The following is a 15,107-nucleotide window of genomic DNA, read 5'->3' as shown; positions in this document are numbered from 1 at the left end:
GTGTCATCGGTTTCGATGACAGACAGGACGACACCGGCGGCGCAGCATGGCGGCCTCTTCGTCGGAGGTTATTGCCATGCCCATCTCAAAACCCGTTTCTTTTGCCGCGGCCGTGTTGTCGTGCCTCGGCGCATCCGCACAAGCGCAGCAGCCCGCCGCCGTGGACATCGCCACGCTGACAGCGAGCGATGCCGTGCAGCAGCTCTGCGCCGGCACGGTAACCAGCGAGCAGTTGGTCTCCGCCTACCTCGCGCAAGCCAAGGCCGGAGCGAACCTCAATGCCTTCGTCACGCTCGACGAAGCCGGCGCGCTAAAGGCCGCCCGCGCCGCCGATGCAGAGAGAAAGCGCGGCGGTGCCTGCAAGCCGCTGGCCGGGCTGCCGGTGGTCATCAAGGACAACATCCAGGTGCAGGGCCTGCCCGCCACGGCCGGCTCGCCCGCGCTCAAGGGCTTCGTGCCCACCACCGATGCGCCCGTTGTCGCGAAGCTGCGCGCGGCCGGCGCGGTCATCCTCGGCAAGACGAACATGCATGAGCTGGCCTTCGGCGTCACCGGCTACAACCCCGCGTTCCAGACCGGCCCCGAGGTCGGCGTGCGCAACGCCTACGACGCGAGCCGCATCGCGGGCGGATCGTCGTCGGGCAATGGCGCGGCGCTCGGCGCGCGCATGGCGCCGGCGGCGCTGGGCACCGACACGGGCGGCTCGGTGCGCATTCCGTGCGCGTTCAACGGCTGTGCGTCGCTGCGCCCGAGCATGGGGCGCTATTCGCAGCAAGGCATCGCGCCGATCTCCCATACCCGCGACACCGCGGGTCCGATGGCGCAGTCGATGGCCGATGTCGCGCTGCTCGACCGCGTGATCGCGGGCGGCGCACCGCTCAAGCCCGCCGATCTGAAACGCGTGCGGCTCGGCGTGGTGCCGGCCTTCTACGCGAACCTCGATGCCGACACGCGCGCTGCGACCGATGCCGCGCTCGCCAAGTTGCGCGCGGCGGGCGTCACGCTGGTGGATGTGGAGATGCCGAAACTCATGGAGCTCAACGGCGCCATCGGCTTCCCGCTCGCGCTGTACGAAGCGCACGACGACATGGTGGCCTACCTCGCGAAGTACCGCACCGGCATCGACATCGCGCAGTTGACGGCCGGCATCGCGAGCCCCGACGTCAAGGGCACCTTCGAAGCCTTCGTGATCCCGCGCAAGCTCCCCGCGCCGAACGGCACGGTCGACGCGAAGCCGGCTTACGACAACGCGATGCGCATCGCGCGGCCCGCATTGCAGAAGCTCTACCGCGACACCTTCGCGAAGAACAAGCTCGATGCGCTCGTGTTCCCGACGGTGCCGCGCGTGGCACTGGCCGCCGCGCCCGAAGCCAGCAGCCCCGAGAACTTCGGCGCGCTGATCCAGAACACCGACCCCGGCAGCAACGCCGGCATTCCGGGTGTGCAGTTGCCCTCGGGCCTCGGTGCGAGCAGCGGGCTGCCCATCGGGTTGGAACTCGACGGACCGGCCGGCAGCGACCGCAAGCTGCTTGCCGTCGGCCTCGCGGTAGAGGGCGTGCTGGGCCGCCTGCCCGCACCCAGGGCGAAGTAGGGCGGCCGATCTATCAACGCTGGGCGAGGCCTGCCAGCGCCGACCGCCGCTCGATGCCGAGCTTGTCGAAGATGCGCCGCAGGTAGGTGCGCACCGTCGGCACGCTCACCGCCATGCGCCGCGCGATCTCCTTGTCGGTCAGGCCCTCGCACACGGCGCGTGCGACCTCCTGCTCGCGCGCGCTCAGGTCATCCCATGAAGCAGTCCCGGCGGGCATCGGCACCGCGGCCGCCGTGCGCTGTGCACGTTGCAGCGCGCCGATGAACGCAGGCTCGATCAGGTCGAGCAGCGCTTTCTCGTGCTCGCCGAAATCGCCGCGCCCCTTGCGCCGCCAGATGCGCAGGTCGCCCAGCGCGCGGCTTCCTTCGAAGGCATGCAGGTTCATGCCCCAGTGCAGTCCGTCGCGCGAGAGAAAGTCGGTGAAGAATTCCGTCTGCATCAGCTCGCGCTGCGGCATCACGTCGGTCACGCGCGTGGCGCGGCGGTGCGACTGCAGCACGAAGGTGATCGGGTCGTGGTGCTGGTGCCATTCGCCGTAGCGATCGAGGTTGGCAGGGTCCATGTTGAGCGCCACGCGGCCGTCGAAGCGGCCGCTCTCGGCGTTCCACACGAACGAGGCGAACTGGTCCGCATGCAGCAGGTCGAGCAATGCCCAGCCCAGGCGCTCGCGGACGTCGCTTTCGCCGCGCTCTTGCGCCAGCAGCGTGAAAACGCCGCGCAGTGCCTGCTGTTCGGAACCTGTCAGGTACATCGCCACCTCGCTCTGGTTGTCCGCATGTAAGGCTAACGTTTAGCAAGCGCCGCGCCAAGGGTGGATGCCCCGGTGCCGTCACGGGGAGCGCGCAGAATCGCGGGCTGCACGCCCATCCATGTCTTCGAGTCCTACTCCTTCCCTTTCGCCCGAAAAGCCGGCTTCCGCATCCCCATGGCAGCGGCTGCGTGGCTACTGGGTCGAGGCGCCCAATCCCAACCCGCTGGTCGACCAGAGCCTCGCGCGCGCCTACATCGTCGACACGCGCGACACGCCGCTCTCGGCGGCTGTGACGGCGGCGGTGTTCTGGGTGCTGTTCCTCGTGCTGACCGGCGACCGCGGCACGCTGGTGTGGGCCGTGCTGGTGCACGCGATGCAATGGAACATGCACCGCCACTTGCACCGTGTGGACCCGGACGCCATCGACGCCGCGTCGGCGGCCCGCACGCGCCGGCAACTGGAGCTGCGCATGCTGTTCCCGGGGCTGGTGTGGGCGCTGGCGCCCTGGCTCTTCTTTCCGCACGGCGACCTTGCATACATCCTCCTGATGTATTTCTTCGTCAGCGGCACCACCGGCGTGATCATTGCCGCGCTCGCGCAATGGTGGCTGGCCGCGGTGTGCTTCGGCGTGCCGGTGTTCCTGAGCCTGGCGCTGCGGCTGGTGCTGGAGCCGGGCAGCGTGCCGGTGATCATGGGCTGCCTGGCGGTGTCGCAGTTGCTTGCATCGTTGCACTACGCGCGCAAGCAGAACCGGCTGATCGTGCGCTCCATCGAGAACGGCTTCGAGAACGCGCGTCTGGCCGATGCCTTGTCGCGCCAGCTCGACCATGTGGCGCGGATGGCCGCGCAGCGCGCGCGCATCTTCGCGGCCGCCAACCACGACCTGCGCCAGCCGATGCATGCGCTGGCGATCTTTGTGGATGCGCTCGACACGCGCAGCGCGCCCAGTGCGGACAACCTGCGCTTCATGCGCGACAGCGTCGATGCGCTGCGCGGCTCCATCGACGCGCTGCTGGACATCGCGCAGCTCGATGGCGGCGCGGCGCCGGTGCGGCTGGAGCCCCTGCGTCTGGATGCATTGTTCCGGTCGCTCGACGGACGTTTTGCGGCGCTGGCCGAAGCCAAGGGCCTGGCGCTGCGCATCCGCCCGACGGAGGCGGTGGTGCGGGCCGATGCGCGCATGCTCGCGCGCGTGCTGGGCAACCTGGTCGACAACGCCATCAAGTACACGCCCGTGGGCACGGTGTTCGTGCTCGCGCGGCGGGTGCAGCGCCCGGCGAACGGCGTGCCCGCATGGCGCATCGAGGTGCGCGACTCGGGCGTGGGCATCGAAGCGCAGCACCGGGAGCAGGTGTTCGAGGAGTTCTTCCAGGTCGACAACCCCGGCCGCGACCGCAGCCGCGGCCTTGGGCTGGGCCTGTCGCTGGTGGCCGGCATGGCGCAGGTGATGGGCTCGCGCATCGAAGTTCGCTCCGCGCCCGGCCGCGGCAGCACCTTCTCTCTGGTGCTGGAGGAAGCGGTCGCCCCGCCCGCCGTGCCGGAGACTGAGGCATTGGCGGAGCCGGCGGCAGGCCGAACGACCGCCGCGATCCGCATCCTGGTGCTGGACGACGAGCAGCCCGTGCGCGAGGCGATGCGTTCGCTGCTCGGCGGCTGGGGCCACGAGGTGGCGCTGGCCGCCAACCCTCGCGAGGCGCTGCAGCACGGCGGCGTGTTCGACCTGATGCTGAGCGACCTGCGGCTGGGCAGCGGCCTCTCTGGGCTGGCGGCCGCGCAGGCGCTGCAGGCAGTCGGCAAGGCGCGCAACGTGGTCATCCTGACGGGTGAAACGGCCCATGCCAATCGGGTGGAGGTCGAGCGCGCGGGCTATGCGCTCATCTACAAGCCGGCCGATGCGCGGGCCTTGCAGGACGCGATTGCCGCGAGCCGCCCCGGCTAGCTTCCCCGGCTCCGGGGTTGCCCCATCGGAGGGATGGCCGTGAGGTGTTCCAATAGCGGTCTTCATGAGCGCCATCGATCCCACCACCGGACCTTGCCCCTGCGGCCGCACCGACCGCCGCGACAAACCCATCGGCTACGCCCTGTGCTGTGGCCGCTATCTCGACGATTTCGAGAACACGCCCGCCCCCGATGCCGAATCGCTGATGCGCTCGCGCTATTCGGCCTTCGTGCTGGAACGCGCCGAGTACCTGCTGGCCACCTGGCATGTGTCGAAGCGACCGGCATCGATCGAATTCGAGCCGGGCGTCAAGTGGCTCGGCCTCGACATCCGCTCGCGCTCGGTGCTCGATGCGGACCACGCAGAGGTCGAATTCGTCGCGCGCCAGCGCAGCGCCGCCACCGGTGCCGCCACCCGCCTGCACGAGCGCAGCCGCTTCGTTCGGGAAGGCGAACGCTGGTACTACCTCGAAGGCGATCTGCAACACCCCGTGGCCTGACACGGGTTGACGCGCCGGGCCGGGGCTCGCACAATCGGCCCCGCTCCGGGGTGCACACATGTGGTGTGCTGAGATGGCAAAGCTGCCGACCCGCGAACTTGATCCGGGTCATACCGGCGTAAGAAGAGCTGCACTCCCTGACCGAGGTTTCGTCACCCACCTTCCGTGACGGCCCCAAGTCCACCGAGCGATTGCGGAGCACCCTTTCCCTCAACAAGGAGTGCCCCCGATGAATGCCCCCGACAAGTTCACCTCTTTGCTCTCGCTCACGCGCGAGCCTTTTCCCGCGTCCCACAAGTGCCTGATCCCCGGCAGCCGGCCCGACCTGAACGTGCCGGTGCGCGATGTGCTGCTGACCAACGGCGAGACCGTCTCGCTTTATGACACCTCGGGCCCGTACACCGATGCCAAGGTCGACATTGACGTGCGCCGCGGCCTGCCGAGCGTGCGCGATGCGTGGATCGCCGAGCGCAACGACACCGAAAGCTATGAGGGCCGCTCGCACCAGGCGCTTGACGAAGGCCTGAAGCACGCGCAGGACCACGATGCCCAGCGCCTGGCCGAACTGCGCGCCGGCGCCTCGGCGCTGCAGCGCACGCCGCGCCGCGCGAAATCGGGCGCCAATGTCACGCAGATGCACTACGCACGCCGCGGCATCGTCACGCCCGAGATGGAATACGTGGCCCTGCGCGAGAACGGCAAGCGCGAATGGATGGCCGAATACCTCGCCAACGAAGAGCGCGCCAAGCGCGTGGCCGGCAACCCGATGGGCGCCAGCATTCCCCGCATCATCACGCCCGAATTCGTGCGCGACGAGGTGGCCCGCGGCCGCGCGATCATCCCGGCCAACATCAACCATCCTGAAGTCGAGCCGATGGCCATCGGCCGCAACTTCAAGGTGAAGATCAACGCGAACATCGGCAATTCGGCCGTCACCTCCAGCATCGAGGAAGAGGTCGAAAAACTCGTGTGGGCGATCCGCTGGGGCGCCGACAACGTGATGGACCTGTCGACCGGCAAGAACATCCACACCACGCGCGACTGGATCGTGCGCAACTCGCCGGTGCCCATCGGCACGGTGCCGATTTATCAGGCGCTGGAGAAGGTGGGCGGCGTGGCCGAGGACCTCACCTGGGAGATCTTCCGCGACACGCTGATCGAGCAGGCCGAGCAGGGCATCGACTACTTCACCATCCACGCGGGCGTGCGGCTGCCGTTCATTCACCTCACGGCCGACCGCATGACGGGCATCGTCTCGCGCGGCGGCTCGATCATGGCCAAGTGGTGCATCGCGCACCACAAGGAGAGCTTCCTCTACGAGCGCTTCGAGGACATCTGCGACATCATGAAGGCATACGACGTGAGCTTCTCGCTGGGCGATGGCCTGCGTCCGGGCTCGGGCGCCGATGCGAACGACGAAGCGCAGTTCGCCGAACTGCGCACGCTGGGCGAGCTCACGCAGATCGCGTGGAAGCACGACGTGCAGACCATGATCGAAGGGCCGGGGCATGTGCCGATGCACATGATCCAGGCCAACATGGACGAGCAACTCAAGCACTGCCACGAGGCGCCGTTCTACACGCTCGGGCCGCTGACGATCGACATCGCACCGGGCTATGACCACATCTCCAGCGCCATCGGGGCCGCGATGATCGGCTGGGCTGGCACTGCGATGCTGTGCTACGTGACGCCCAAGGAACACCTGGGGTTGCCGGATCGCGACGACGTGAAGCAGGGGATCATTGCGTACAAGATCGCTGCGCATGCAGCGGACGTTGCGAAGGGGCATCCGGGTGCGCGGTCGCGGGACGATGCGTTGAGCAAGGCGCGCTTCGAGTTTCGCTGGCAGGACCAGTTCAACCTCGGCCTGGATCCCGACACGGCGCGCGAATTCCATGACGAGACGCTGCCGAAGGACTCGAGCAAGGTGGCGCACTTCTGCTCGATGTGCGGGCCGAAGTTCTGCTCGATGAAGATCACGCAGGAAGTGCGGGAGTACGCGGCGAAGAAGGGCGTAGCCGAAGCCGAGGCGATGGCTGAAGGCATGGAGGAGAAGTCGAAGGAGTTCATGGCTGGGGGTGGGGAGATCTACATTCCCATTCGGGCTGTGTCTTAAGGTTTTTTCCCGAAGCCGGGTCTCGCCCCGGCAGGCGACTTACTTTCTTTTGCTTCGCCAAAAGAACGTAAGCAAAGAAAAGGCGACCCCACTGTCTGCGACCCCTTCGCTTCGCTGCGGGGCAACCTGCGGTGCTCGCGGTTCGCGGGGTCTCGCAGAACTCGCTTCGCTCAAACAGCTGCGAGCCCTGATCCGCGAAACGCTGCGCTCCTCGGCGCAGCCAGAAGGGGTGGGGTACCGGACGGGCCATCGCTGCGCTCGGCCAGTTCTCGGGCCTTTGCTTCGCTCGGCGTCGTTTCGGCCGCGTCGCCTTTTTTTAGGGCTGCTGGACTTGCTCCCTCTCCCCTTGGGGAGAGGGCGGGGGTGAGGGCAGCGGCCTTCATGCGGGCGAGGCGGTGGTTTTGTGCCGCCGGCCCTCACCCCAACCCTCTCCCCAAGGGGAGAGGGAGCAATTCAAGCCGAGCGCAGCGATGGCGTGTCGGTCCCCAAGCCCTTCTGTATGCGCCGAGGAGCGGAGCGTTTCGCGGATCAGGGCTCGCCCTTGTTTGAGCGCAGCGAGTTTGGGCGAGACCCCGCGGAACGTGAGCACCGCAGGTTGCCCGAAGCGAAGCGCAGGGACGCAGACAGCAGGGTCGCCTTTCTTTTGCCTACCTTTCTTTGGCGAAGCAAAGAAAAGTAGGTCGCCCGCCGGGGCGAGACCCGGCCTCGGAAAATAAAAAAACCCCAATTGCTACCATCGTCCCAAGCCACCAGACAAAACCCCAATGACCCCATTCCCCTTCGCCGCAGTCCTCTTCGACTGCGACGGCGTCCTAGTCGACTCCGAACCCATCACCAACCGCGTGCTCGCCGAAATGCTCGGCGAACTCGGTTGGCATCTCACCACCGAAGAGTCGATGAACACCTTCACCGGCAAGGCCGTGAAGGACGAGGCGCCGCTCATCGAAGCCAGGACCGGCGTGAAGATCACCGACGAGTGGCTCAAGCTTTTCAGGGCCCGCCGCAACGAGGCCCTCGAACGCGACCTCACCGCAATCCCCAACGCCCCCGCGGCCATCCGCCAGATCCACGCGATGCTCAAGGGCCGCATCGCCTGCGCCTCGGGTGCGGACCGTCACAAGGTCGAGCTGCAGTTGGCGAAGGTGGGCCTGCTCGACTGCTTCGAAGGGCGCATCTTCAGCGGGCACGAAATGCCGCGCTCCAAGCCGCATCCGGACGTGTACCTCGCCGCTGCCGAAGCGCTGGGCGTCGATCCGAAGCGCTGCGCCGTCGTCGAGGACACGGTCACAGGCGCGATGGCCGGCGTGGCCGCGGGCGCGACGGTGTTCGGCTACAGCACGGGCGAATCGGGCCACAGTGGCCCCGGTCCGCTGCTGAGCGTGGGCGCGGTGCGGGTGTTCAGCGACATGGCCGAATTGCCGGCGCTGCTATCGGGCTTTGGCCTGCAGGCGGCCTGATTTTCTGGTGGAATGGTCGGCACCGTTTCCTCTCCCGTTTTCCCTCCATTCGCAGGAACGAAGGAACCCAGCCCATGACCTCCGAATACAAGACAGAACAGCCCGACCGCGCCGAGATCGACGCACGCACCGGCCCCGCCGTGGTCGAGTTCGGCACCAACTGGTGCGGCATCTGCAAGGCCGCGCAACCGAACATCGCCGAAGCTTTCGCCAAGTACCCCGACATCCCGCGCATCAAGGTCGAGGACGGCAGTGGCCGGCCGCTCGGCCGCTCGTTCAACGTGAGGCTCTGGCCGACGCTGGTGTTCATGCGTGACGGCAAGGAAGTCGCGAAGCTGGTGCGGCCGGAAGACAGCCAGTCGATCGCCGACGCGCTGGCGAAGATCGCCGCGGCACCCTCCGCCTGAAGAGAGAAGGAAATGAACGCCGAACTCCGGCGTCTCGCCAAGGCCGCCGATCTCGAGGCCGAAGCCCATTCGCTGCTGCGGCTGCGCTTTGGCTTTGCGTGTGTGCAGCGCGTGCGGCACTTGCTCGAATCCCCGGAGGCCATCGATTGCCTGGACACCCTCGGTGCCTTTCTCGAAGGCCGATGCGATGCGGCCGCACTGGCGTCGGCGCGGCAGCGCGCAGCCGCCACGGCCGGCAGCCATCCGGGGTCGGGCTCCATTGATGGCGCGGCGCATGCGGCGGTGTCCGCCACTTACGCGGTTTCCAAGGCGCTGGCCGGACAGGCGCTCGAAGCCGCCGACTACGCGGCGTATGCCACGGTCTATGCCTATGGCGCCTATGCGCTCAAGGACCCCGACGCGTTCGAGGAGGAGTACGCATGGCAGGCCGCGCAGTTCCAGGCGATGGCTGCCGCGGCATCTGCCTGACGACGGCTCGCCACGAGCAGCACGGACCCCGTCAGTTCACGAAGAAGGTCCCTGCTGCCGGAAATCCCTTGGCGCATACCCCGTCCACTGCAGGAACGCGCGCGAAAAGCTCTTCTCGTTGCGAAAGCCCACCGCCAGCGCCACCTGCTTGATCGGGCGATTGGTGCGGCGCAACTGCTCCACGGCCAGCTCGTGGCGCACTTCGTTCTTCAGCGTCTGCAGCGAAGTGCCTTCCTCGTGCAGCTGCCGGTGCAGCGTCCGCCCTGACACGTTCAACAGCCCCGCCAGCGCCTCGGCAGTGCTGGCCTCCGCCGCGCGCGAGCGCAACAACTCGCGCACGCGCTGGCCCAGCAGGCGATCGCGGCGGTATTGCAGGATCGTGAGCGGCAGCGCGCGCTTGAGCATGGTGCGCAGCGCGCGCTCGTCGCGCTGCAGCGGCAGGGCGAGGTAGCGCTCGTCGAAGCTGATGGTGGCCTGCGGTGCGTCGAAGCGCACTTCGGGCGTGAACATCGGCGCGTAGGCGTCGCGGTGCGGCGGCGCGGTGAACGGGAAGGTGGCGTTCCGCAGCGAGATGCGCGAATCGATGGCCCAGCACATGTAGCCGTGCATGAAGCGCAGGCTGGTAACCAGGCAGAACTCGCGGAAGGCCTCGTCCAGCGGGCGGTTCTCGGTGATGCGCAGCGTGGCCACGCCGCCGGCCACTTCGAGCGCGAGGCCGATGTCTTCCGTCAGCAGGCGGTGGTGGCGGCACCAGCGCTTGATGGCCACGCCCAGGTCGGGCGAGGTCAGCGAGGCGCGGCACAGCATGCCGTAGCTGCCCCAGGGCAGGCGCCGCGAGAACCAGCCGAGGGCTTCGTCGTCCAGCTCCTGCATGGCGTGTTCCGAGAGCGCCTCGAACTGCGCCGCCGTCACCCGCGCGCCCGGCCGTGCCAATTCGCGCGGCGTGATCTGTGCCGACTTCAGGGCCTCGGCGGGGTCCATGCCGTAGCGCTCATAGCCCTTCGCGATGGCTCTCACGAAGGCCATGGGGGTGACGGCGCGGGCGGGCTTCAGGAAGGCGGGCGAGGTCATGGTCGGGCGGTGAAGGCGTGGCGCAATTTGCAACCATTGTGGCGCCAATTGCGGCGCGACGAGGCGTAAGCTGCGTTTCTTCCAAGCGCCATTCCGCGTGGGCAGCCCTGCGCGCCGACCCCTCAGAGGAGACAAGACACATGCACGATCCCGGCCTGAACTTCGACCTGGGCGAGGACATCGACTCGCTGCGCAGCGCCATCCAGGACTTTGCCGCGAACGAAATCGCCCCCCGCGCCGCCGACATCGACCGCGACAACCTGTTCCCGCACGACCTCTGGCAGAAGCTGGGCGAGCTCGGCCTGCACGGCATGACGGTGAAGGAAGAGTTCGGCGGCACCGAGCTGGGCTACCTGGCGCACATCGTGGCCATGGAAGAAGTCTCGCGCGCCTCGGCCTCGGTGGGCCTGTCGTACGGCGCGCACTCCAACCTGTGCGTGAACCAGATCCATCGCAACGGCAGCGATGCGCAGAAGAAGAAATACCTGCCCAAGCTGGTGAGCGGCGAGCATGTCGGCGCGCTGGCCATGAGCGAGCCCAACGCCGGCTCCGACGTGGTGAGGATGAAGCTCAAGGCCGAGAAGAAGAACGGCTACTACGTGCTCAACGGCGGCAAGATGTGGATCACCAACGGCGGTGACGCCGACACGTTGGTCATCTACGCCAAGACCGAACCCGAGATGGGCGCGCGCGGCATGACAGCCTTCATCGTCGAGAAGAACTACAAGGGCTTCTCGGCCGGCACCAAGCTCGACAAGCTCGGCATGCGCGGCTCCAACACGTACCCGCTGTTCTTCGACAACTGCGAAGTGCCCGAAGAGAACGTGCTCGGCGGCGAAGGCCTCGGCGCGAAGGTGCTGATGAGCGGCCTCGACTACGAACGCGCCGTGCTCTCGGGCGGCCCGCTCGGCATCATGGCCGCGTGCATGGACGCGGTGCTGCCCTTCATCCACGAGCGAAAGCAATTCGGTCAGAGCATCGGCGAGTTCCAGCTGATGCAGGGCAAGCTCGCGGACATGTACTCGACATGGCAGGCCACGCGCGCCTACGTGTATGCCGTGGGCAAGGCCTGCGACCGCAACGACCATGCGCGCACCTTCCGCAAGGACGCAGCAGGCGCGATTCTCTATTCGGCCGAGAAGGCGACGTGGATGGCCGGCGAGGCGATCCAGGCGCTGGGCGGCGTGGGGTACACCAAGGACTTTCCGGTCGAGCGGCTGTGGCGCGATGCCAAGCTGTATGAGATCGGCGCGGGCACGAGCGAGATTCGCCGAATGCTGATCGGTCGCGAGCTGTTCGCGGAAACGGCCTAAGCTGTTTTTCTCCCTCCCCCCCTGGGGGAGGGCAGGGGTAGGGGCAAGCGGCGTTCGATGAAGCACTGCGACGAACATGCGCCGCTTGCCCCCATCCCAACCTTCCCCCAGAGGGGGAAGGAGCAAGACAAGGAGACAAGGAACATGAGCATGACTGCTGCGTTGACCGAGAGCTACGGCAAGGGCGCCACCGATGTCCCGCTGATCGAGCAAACCATCGGCGACTTCTTCGACGACATGGTCGAGAAGCAACCCGATCGGGAAGCCCTCATCAGCCGCCACGAAGGCAAGCGCTTCACTTACCGCGAGCTGAAGACCGAATCGAACAAGCTCGCGAGTGCGTTGCTGAACCTGGGCCTCGTGCCCGGCGACCGCGTCGGCATCTGGTCGCACAACAACGCGCCCTGGGTGCTGATGCAGATCGCCACCGCCAAGGTCGGCCTCGTCCTCGTCAACATCAACCCGGCGTATCGCACCTCGGAGCTCGAGTACGCGCTCAACAAGGTCGGCTGCAAGGTGCTGGTGACGATGGCGCAGTTCAAGACCAGCGACTACCTCGGCATGCTGCGCGAGCTGGGCCCGAAACGCCTGCCGCAGCTGCAGCACACCTTCTGGATCGACGGCAAGGCCGCCGCCGATGTGGAAGAGCCGGGCATGCAGCGCTTCAGCCAACTGCTCGCGAGCGGTGATGCATCCGACCCACGCGTAGCGGCCGTCCAGAAGACGCTGAAGGCCACCGATCCCATCAACATCCAGTTCACCAGCGGCACCACGGGCTTTCCCAAGGGCGCGACGCTCACGCACCGCAACATCCTGAACAACGGCTTCTTCATCGGCGAGTGCATGAAGCTCTCGTCCATCGACAAGCTCTGCATCCCGGTGCCGCTGTACCACTGCTTCGGCATGGTGCTCGGCAACCTCGCCTGCCTCACGCACGGCTCGGCGATCGTGTATCCGAACGACGGCTTCGATCCGCTCACCGTGCTGGAGACCGTGCAGGCCGAGAAGTGCACCGGCCTGCATGGCGTGCCCACGATGTTCATTGCCGAGCTCGACCACCCGCGCTTCAAGGAGTTCGATCTCTCCACGCTGCGCACCGGCATCATGGCCGGCTCGCCGTGTCCCATCGAGGTGATGAAGCGCGTGGTGAGCGAGATGCACCTGGGCGAAATCACCATCGCCTACGGCATGACCGAGACCAGCCCGGTGAGCTGCCAGAGCAGCACCGACACGCCGCTGGACAAGCGTGTGTCCACCGTCGGCACGGTGCAGCCGCACCTCGAAGTGAAGATCATCGATCCGGAAACCGGCGCCGTCATGCCCGTGGGCAAGTCGGGCGAGCTCTGCACGCGCGGCTACTCGGTGATGCATGGCTATTGGGAAGACGAACCGAAGACGCGCGAAGCCATCGACGCCGAGCACTGGATGCACACCGGCGACCTCGCCACGATGGACGCCGAGGGCTACGTGAACATCGTCGGCCGCATCAAGGACCTGGTGATCCGCGGTGGCGAGAACATCTATCCGCGCGAAATCGAGGAATTCCTCTATCGCCACCCGAAGGTGCAGGACGTGCAGGTGGTCGGCCTGCCCGACAGGAAGTACGGCGAAGAGCTGTGCGCCTGGATCATCGTCAAGCCCGGCCAGACCGCGACCGACACCGAGATCCGCGACTTCTGCAAGGGCCAGATCGCGCACTACAAGGTGCCGAAGTACATCCAGTTCGTCACCGAGTTCCCGATGACGGTGACCGGCAAGATCCAGAAATTCAAGATCCGCGATGCCATGACCGAGCAGCTCGGTCTCACGCAAGAAAAGACAGCATGAGCAAACTCGAAACCAAACTCAACGCACGTTCGGCTGACTTCCAGGCGAATGCCGCAGCGATGCGTGCGCTGGTCGACGACCTGCACGCGCAGTTCGCCAAAGTGGAGCAGGGCGGCGGTGACGCCGCGCGCGCCAAGCACACGGCGCGCGGCAAGCTGCTGCCGCGCGATCGCGTGGCAGAGTTGCTCGACCCCGGCACGCCGTTCCTCGAAATCGCGCCACTCGCCGCGCATGCGATGTACCTCGATGCCAAGGGCGCGGAATCCGCACCCGGCGCCGGCATCATCGCGGGCATCGGCCGCGTGAACGGCGTCGATTGCATGATCGTCTGCAACGACGCGACGGTGAAGGGCGGCACCTACTACCCGATGACGGTGAAGAAGCACCTGCGCGCACAGGAGATCGCCGAGCAGAACCGCCTGCCCTGCATCTACCTGGTCGACTCGGGCGGCGCCAACCTGCCGAACCAGGACGAGGTGTTCCCCGACCGCGATCACTTCGGCCGCATCTTCTACAACCAGGCCAACATGAGCGCCCAGGGCATTCCGCAGATCGCGGTGGTCATGGGCTCGTGCACGGCGGGCGGTGCGTATGTGCCGGCGATGAGCGATGAATCGATCATCGTGAAGAACCAGGGCACGATTTTCCTGGGCGGTCCGCCGCTCGTGAAGGCTGCGACCGGTGAGGTTGTCACGGCCGAAGATCTCGGTGGCGGCGACGTGCACACGCGACTGTCGGGCGTGGTCGATCACCTCGCGCAGAACGACCTGCATGCGCTGGCACTCGCGCGTTCGGCGGTGGCGAATCTCAACAGGACCGTTCGCACTGAGCCTGTCGAAGTGTCGCGCGAGGCTTCGACAAGCCCAGCCCGAACGGGCGGGGTGGTGCCTCCCCAGTTCCCGCGCGAAGAGCTCTACGGCGTGATCCCCACCGACACGCGCAAGCCCTTCGACGTGCGCGAGATCATTGCGCGCATCGTGGACGGCAGCGAGTTCCACGAATTCAAGGCGCGCTTCGGCGCCACGCTGGTCTGCGGCTTCGCGGAGATCGAAGGCATGCCGGTCGGCATCATCGCCAACAACGGCATCCTGTTCAGCGAGTCGGCGCAGAAGGGCGCGCACTTCATCGAGCTGTGCTGCCACCGCAAGATCCCGCTGGTGTTCCTGCAGAACATCACCGGCTTCATGGTCGGCCGCAAGTACGAGAACGAAGGCATCGCGCGCCACGGCGCCAAGATGGTGACGGCCGTGGCCACCGCCAACGTGCCCAAGTTCACCATCATCATCGGCGGCAGCTTCGGCGCCGGCAACTACGGCATGTGCGGCCGCGCGTACAGCCCGCGCTTTCTCTGGATGTGGCCCAACGCGCGCATCAGCGTGATGGGCGGCGAGCAGGCCGCGAGCGTGCTCGCCACGGTGAAACGCGACGGTATCGAATTGAAGGGCGGAAGCTGGAGCAAGGACGAGGAAGAAGCCTTCAAGGCGCCGATCCGCCAGCAGTACGAAGACCAGGGCCATCCGTACTACGCGACGGCGCGCTTGTGGGACGACGGAATCATCGATCCGGCAGACACGCGCCGTGTGCTGGCATTGGGCCTGGCCGCCTCGCGCAATGCGCCGATCCCCGAGCCGAAGTTCGGCATCTTCCGCATGTGAGGAGGCGCACGGC

At 66.8% G+C, this 15,107-nt stretch carries 12 protein-coding genes and 1 riboswitch; of the genes, 10 read left to right on the top strand and 2 right to left on the bottom strand.

Annotated elements, in window-relative coordinates; all coding sequences use genetic code 11:
• Positions 1–76: 76 nt before the first annotated feature.
• Positions 77–1,591 carry an indoleacetamide hydrolase gene (gene iaaH / locus VARPA_RS26775; protein WP_013543727.1) on the top strand — a complete coding sequence of 505 codons (1,515 nt, stop codon included), beginning with the start codon at positions 77–79 and terminating at the stop codon, positions 1,589–1,591.
• A 13-nt stretch (positions 1,592–1,604) separates the two neighbouring features.
• Here iaaH and VARPA_RS26770 read toward each other — a convergent pair whose 3' ends face one another.
• Positions 1,605–2,342, bottom strand: coding sequence for a helix-turn-helix transcriptional regulator (locus VARPA_RS26770; protein ID WP_013543726.1), 738 nt, complete (start codon positions 2,340–2,342; stop codon positions 1,605–1,607).
• A gap of 118 nt (positions 2,343–2,460) precedes the next feature.
• Between VARPA_RS26770 and VARPA_RS26765 the strand changes: the two genes are divergently transcribed.
• The 6 genes from VARPA_RS26765 (at position 2,461) to VARPA_RS26740 (ending at position 9,228) form a co-directional block, all read left to right on the top strand.
• A complete protein-coding gene (locus tag VARPA_RS26765) occupies positions 2,461–4,281 on the top strand; it encodes a hybrid sensor histidine kinase/response regulator (RefSeq protein ID WP_013543725.1) in 1,821 nt (606 codons plus the stop codon).
• A gap of 64 nt (positions 4,282–4,345) precedes the next feature.
• A complete protein-coding gene (locus VARPA_RS26760; RefSeq protein WP_013543724.1) occupies positions 4,346–4,780 on the top strand; it encodes a YchJ family protein in 435 nt (144 codons plus the stop codon).
• 36 nt (positions 4,781–4,816) lie between these two features.
• Positions 4,817–4,922, top strand: a riboswitch (TPP riboswitch).
• Between the two features lie 87 nt (positions 4,923–5,009).
• Positions 5,010–6,896 (top strand): phosphomethylpyrimidine synthase ThiC, encoded by a 1,887-nt coding sequence (thiC, locus tag VARPA_RS26755; protein WP_013543723.1) that lies wholly within the window; start codon positions 5,010–5,012, stop codon positions 6,894–6,896.
• A gap of 764 nt (positions 6,897–7,660) precedes the next feature.
• The gene (locus VARPA_RS26750; protein ID WP_013543722.1) at positions 7,661–8,353 is read left to right on the top strand and encodes an HAD family hydrolase; all 693 of its coding nucleotides are present in this window, start codon (positions 7,661–7,663) and stop codon (positions 8,351–8,353) included.
• A 74-nt stretch (positions 8,354–8,427) separates the two neighbouring features.
• Positions 8,428–8,760, top strand: a complete 333-nt coding sequence (locus tag VARPA_RS26745) for a thioredoxin family protein (protein WP_013543721.1) — start codon at positions 8,428–8,430, stop codon at positions 8,758–8,760.
• A gap of 12 nt (positions 8,761–8,772) precedes the next feature.
• Positions 8,773–9,228, top strand: a complete 456-nt coding sequence (locus VARPA_RS26740) for a hypothetical protein (protein WP_013543720.1) — start codon at positions 8,773–8,775, stop codon at positions 9,226–9,228.
• Between the two features lie 36 nt (positions 9,229–9,264).
• On the opposite strand, the gene VARPA_RS26735 is transcribed toward VARPA_RS26740, so the two are convergent.
• Positions 9,265–10,299 carry an AraC family transcriptional regulator gene (locus VARPA_RS26735; RefSeq protein WP_013543719.1) on the bottom strand — a complete coding sequence of 345 codons (1,035 nt, stop codon included), beginning with the start codon at positions 10,297–10,299 and terminating at the stop codon, positions 9,265–9,267.
• 140 nt (positions 10,300–10,439) lie between these two features.
• Between VARPA_RS26735 and VARPA_RS26730 the strand changes: the two genes are divergently transcribed.
• The 3 genes from VARPA_RS26730 to VARPA_RS26720 all read left to right on the top strand — a co-directional run bounded on the left by VARPA_RS26730 (position 10,440) and on the right by VARPA_RS26720 (position 15,094).
• Entirely contained in the window at positions 10,440–11,612 is a 1,173-nt protein-coding gene (locus VARPA_RS26730) for an isovaleryl-CoA dehydrogenase (protein WP_013543718.1), read from the top strand.
• A gap of 144 nt (positions 11,613–11,756) precedes the next feature.
• Positions 11,757–13,439, top strand: coding sequence for an AMP-binding protein (locus tag VARPA_RS26725; RefSeq protein WP_013543717.1), 1,683 nt, complete (start codon positions 11,757–11,759; stop codon positions 13,437–13,439).
• Positions 13,436–15,094, top strand: coding sequence for a carboxyl transferase domain-containing protein (locus VARPA_RS26720; RefSeq protein ID WP_013543716.1), 1,659 nt, complete (start codon positions 13,436–13,438; stop codon positions 15,092–15,094). Before VARPA_RS26725 ends, VARPA_RS26720 begins: the two co-directional genes overlap by 4 nt.
• The last annotated feature ends 13 nt before the right edge of the window (positions 15,095–15,107 follow it).

Source organism: Variovorax paradoxus EPS (assembly GCF_000184745.1).
Taxonomy (GTDB): Bacteria; Pseudomonadota; Gammaproteobacteria; order Burkholderiales; family Burkholderiaceae_C; genus Variovorax; species Variovorax paradoxus_C.
Note: the sequence above shows the minus strand (reverse complement) of the source record. Positions and strands in the feature narration are given on the sequence as shown.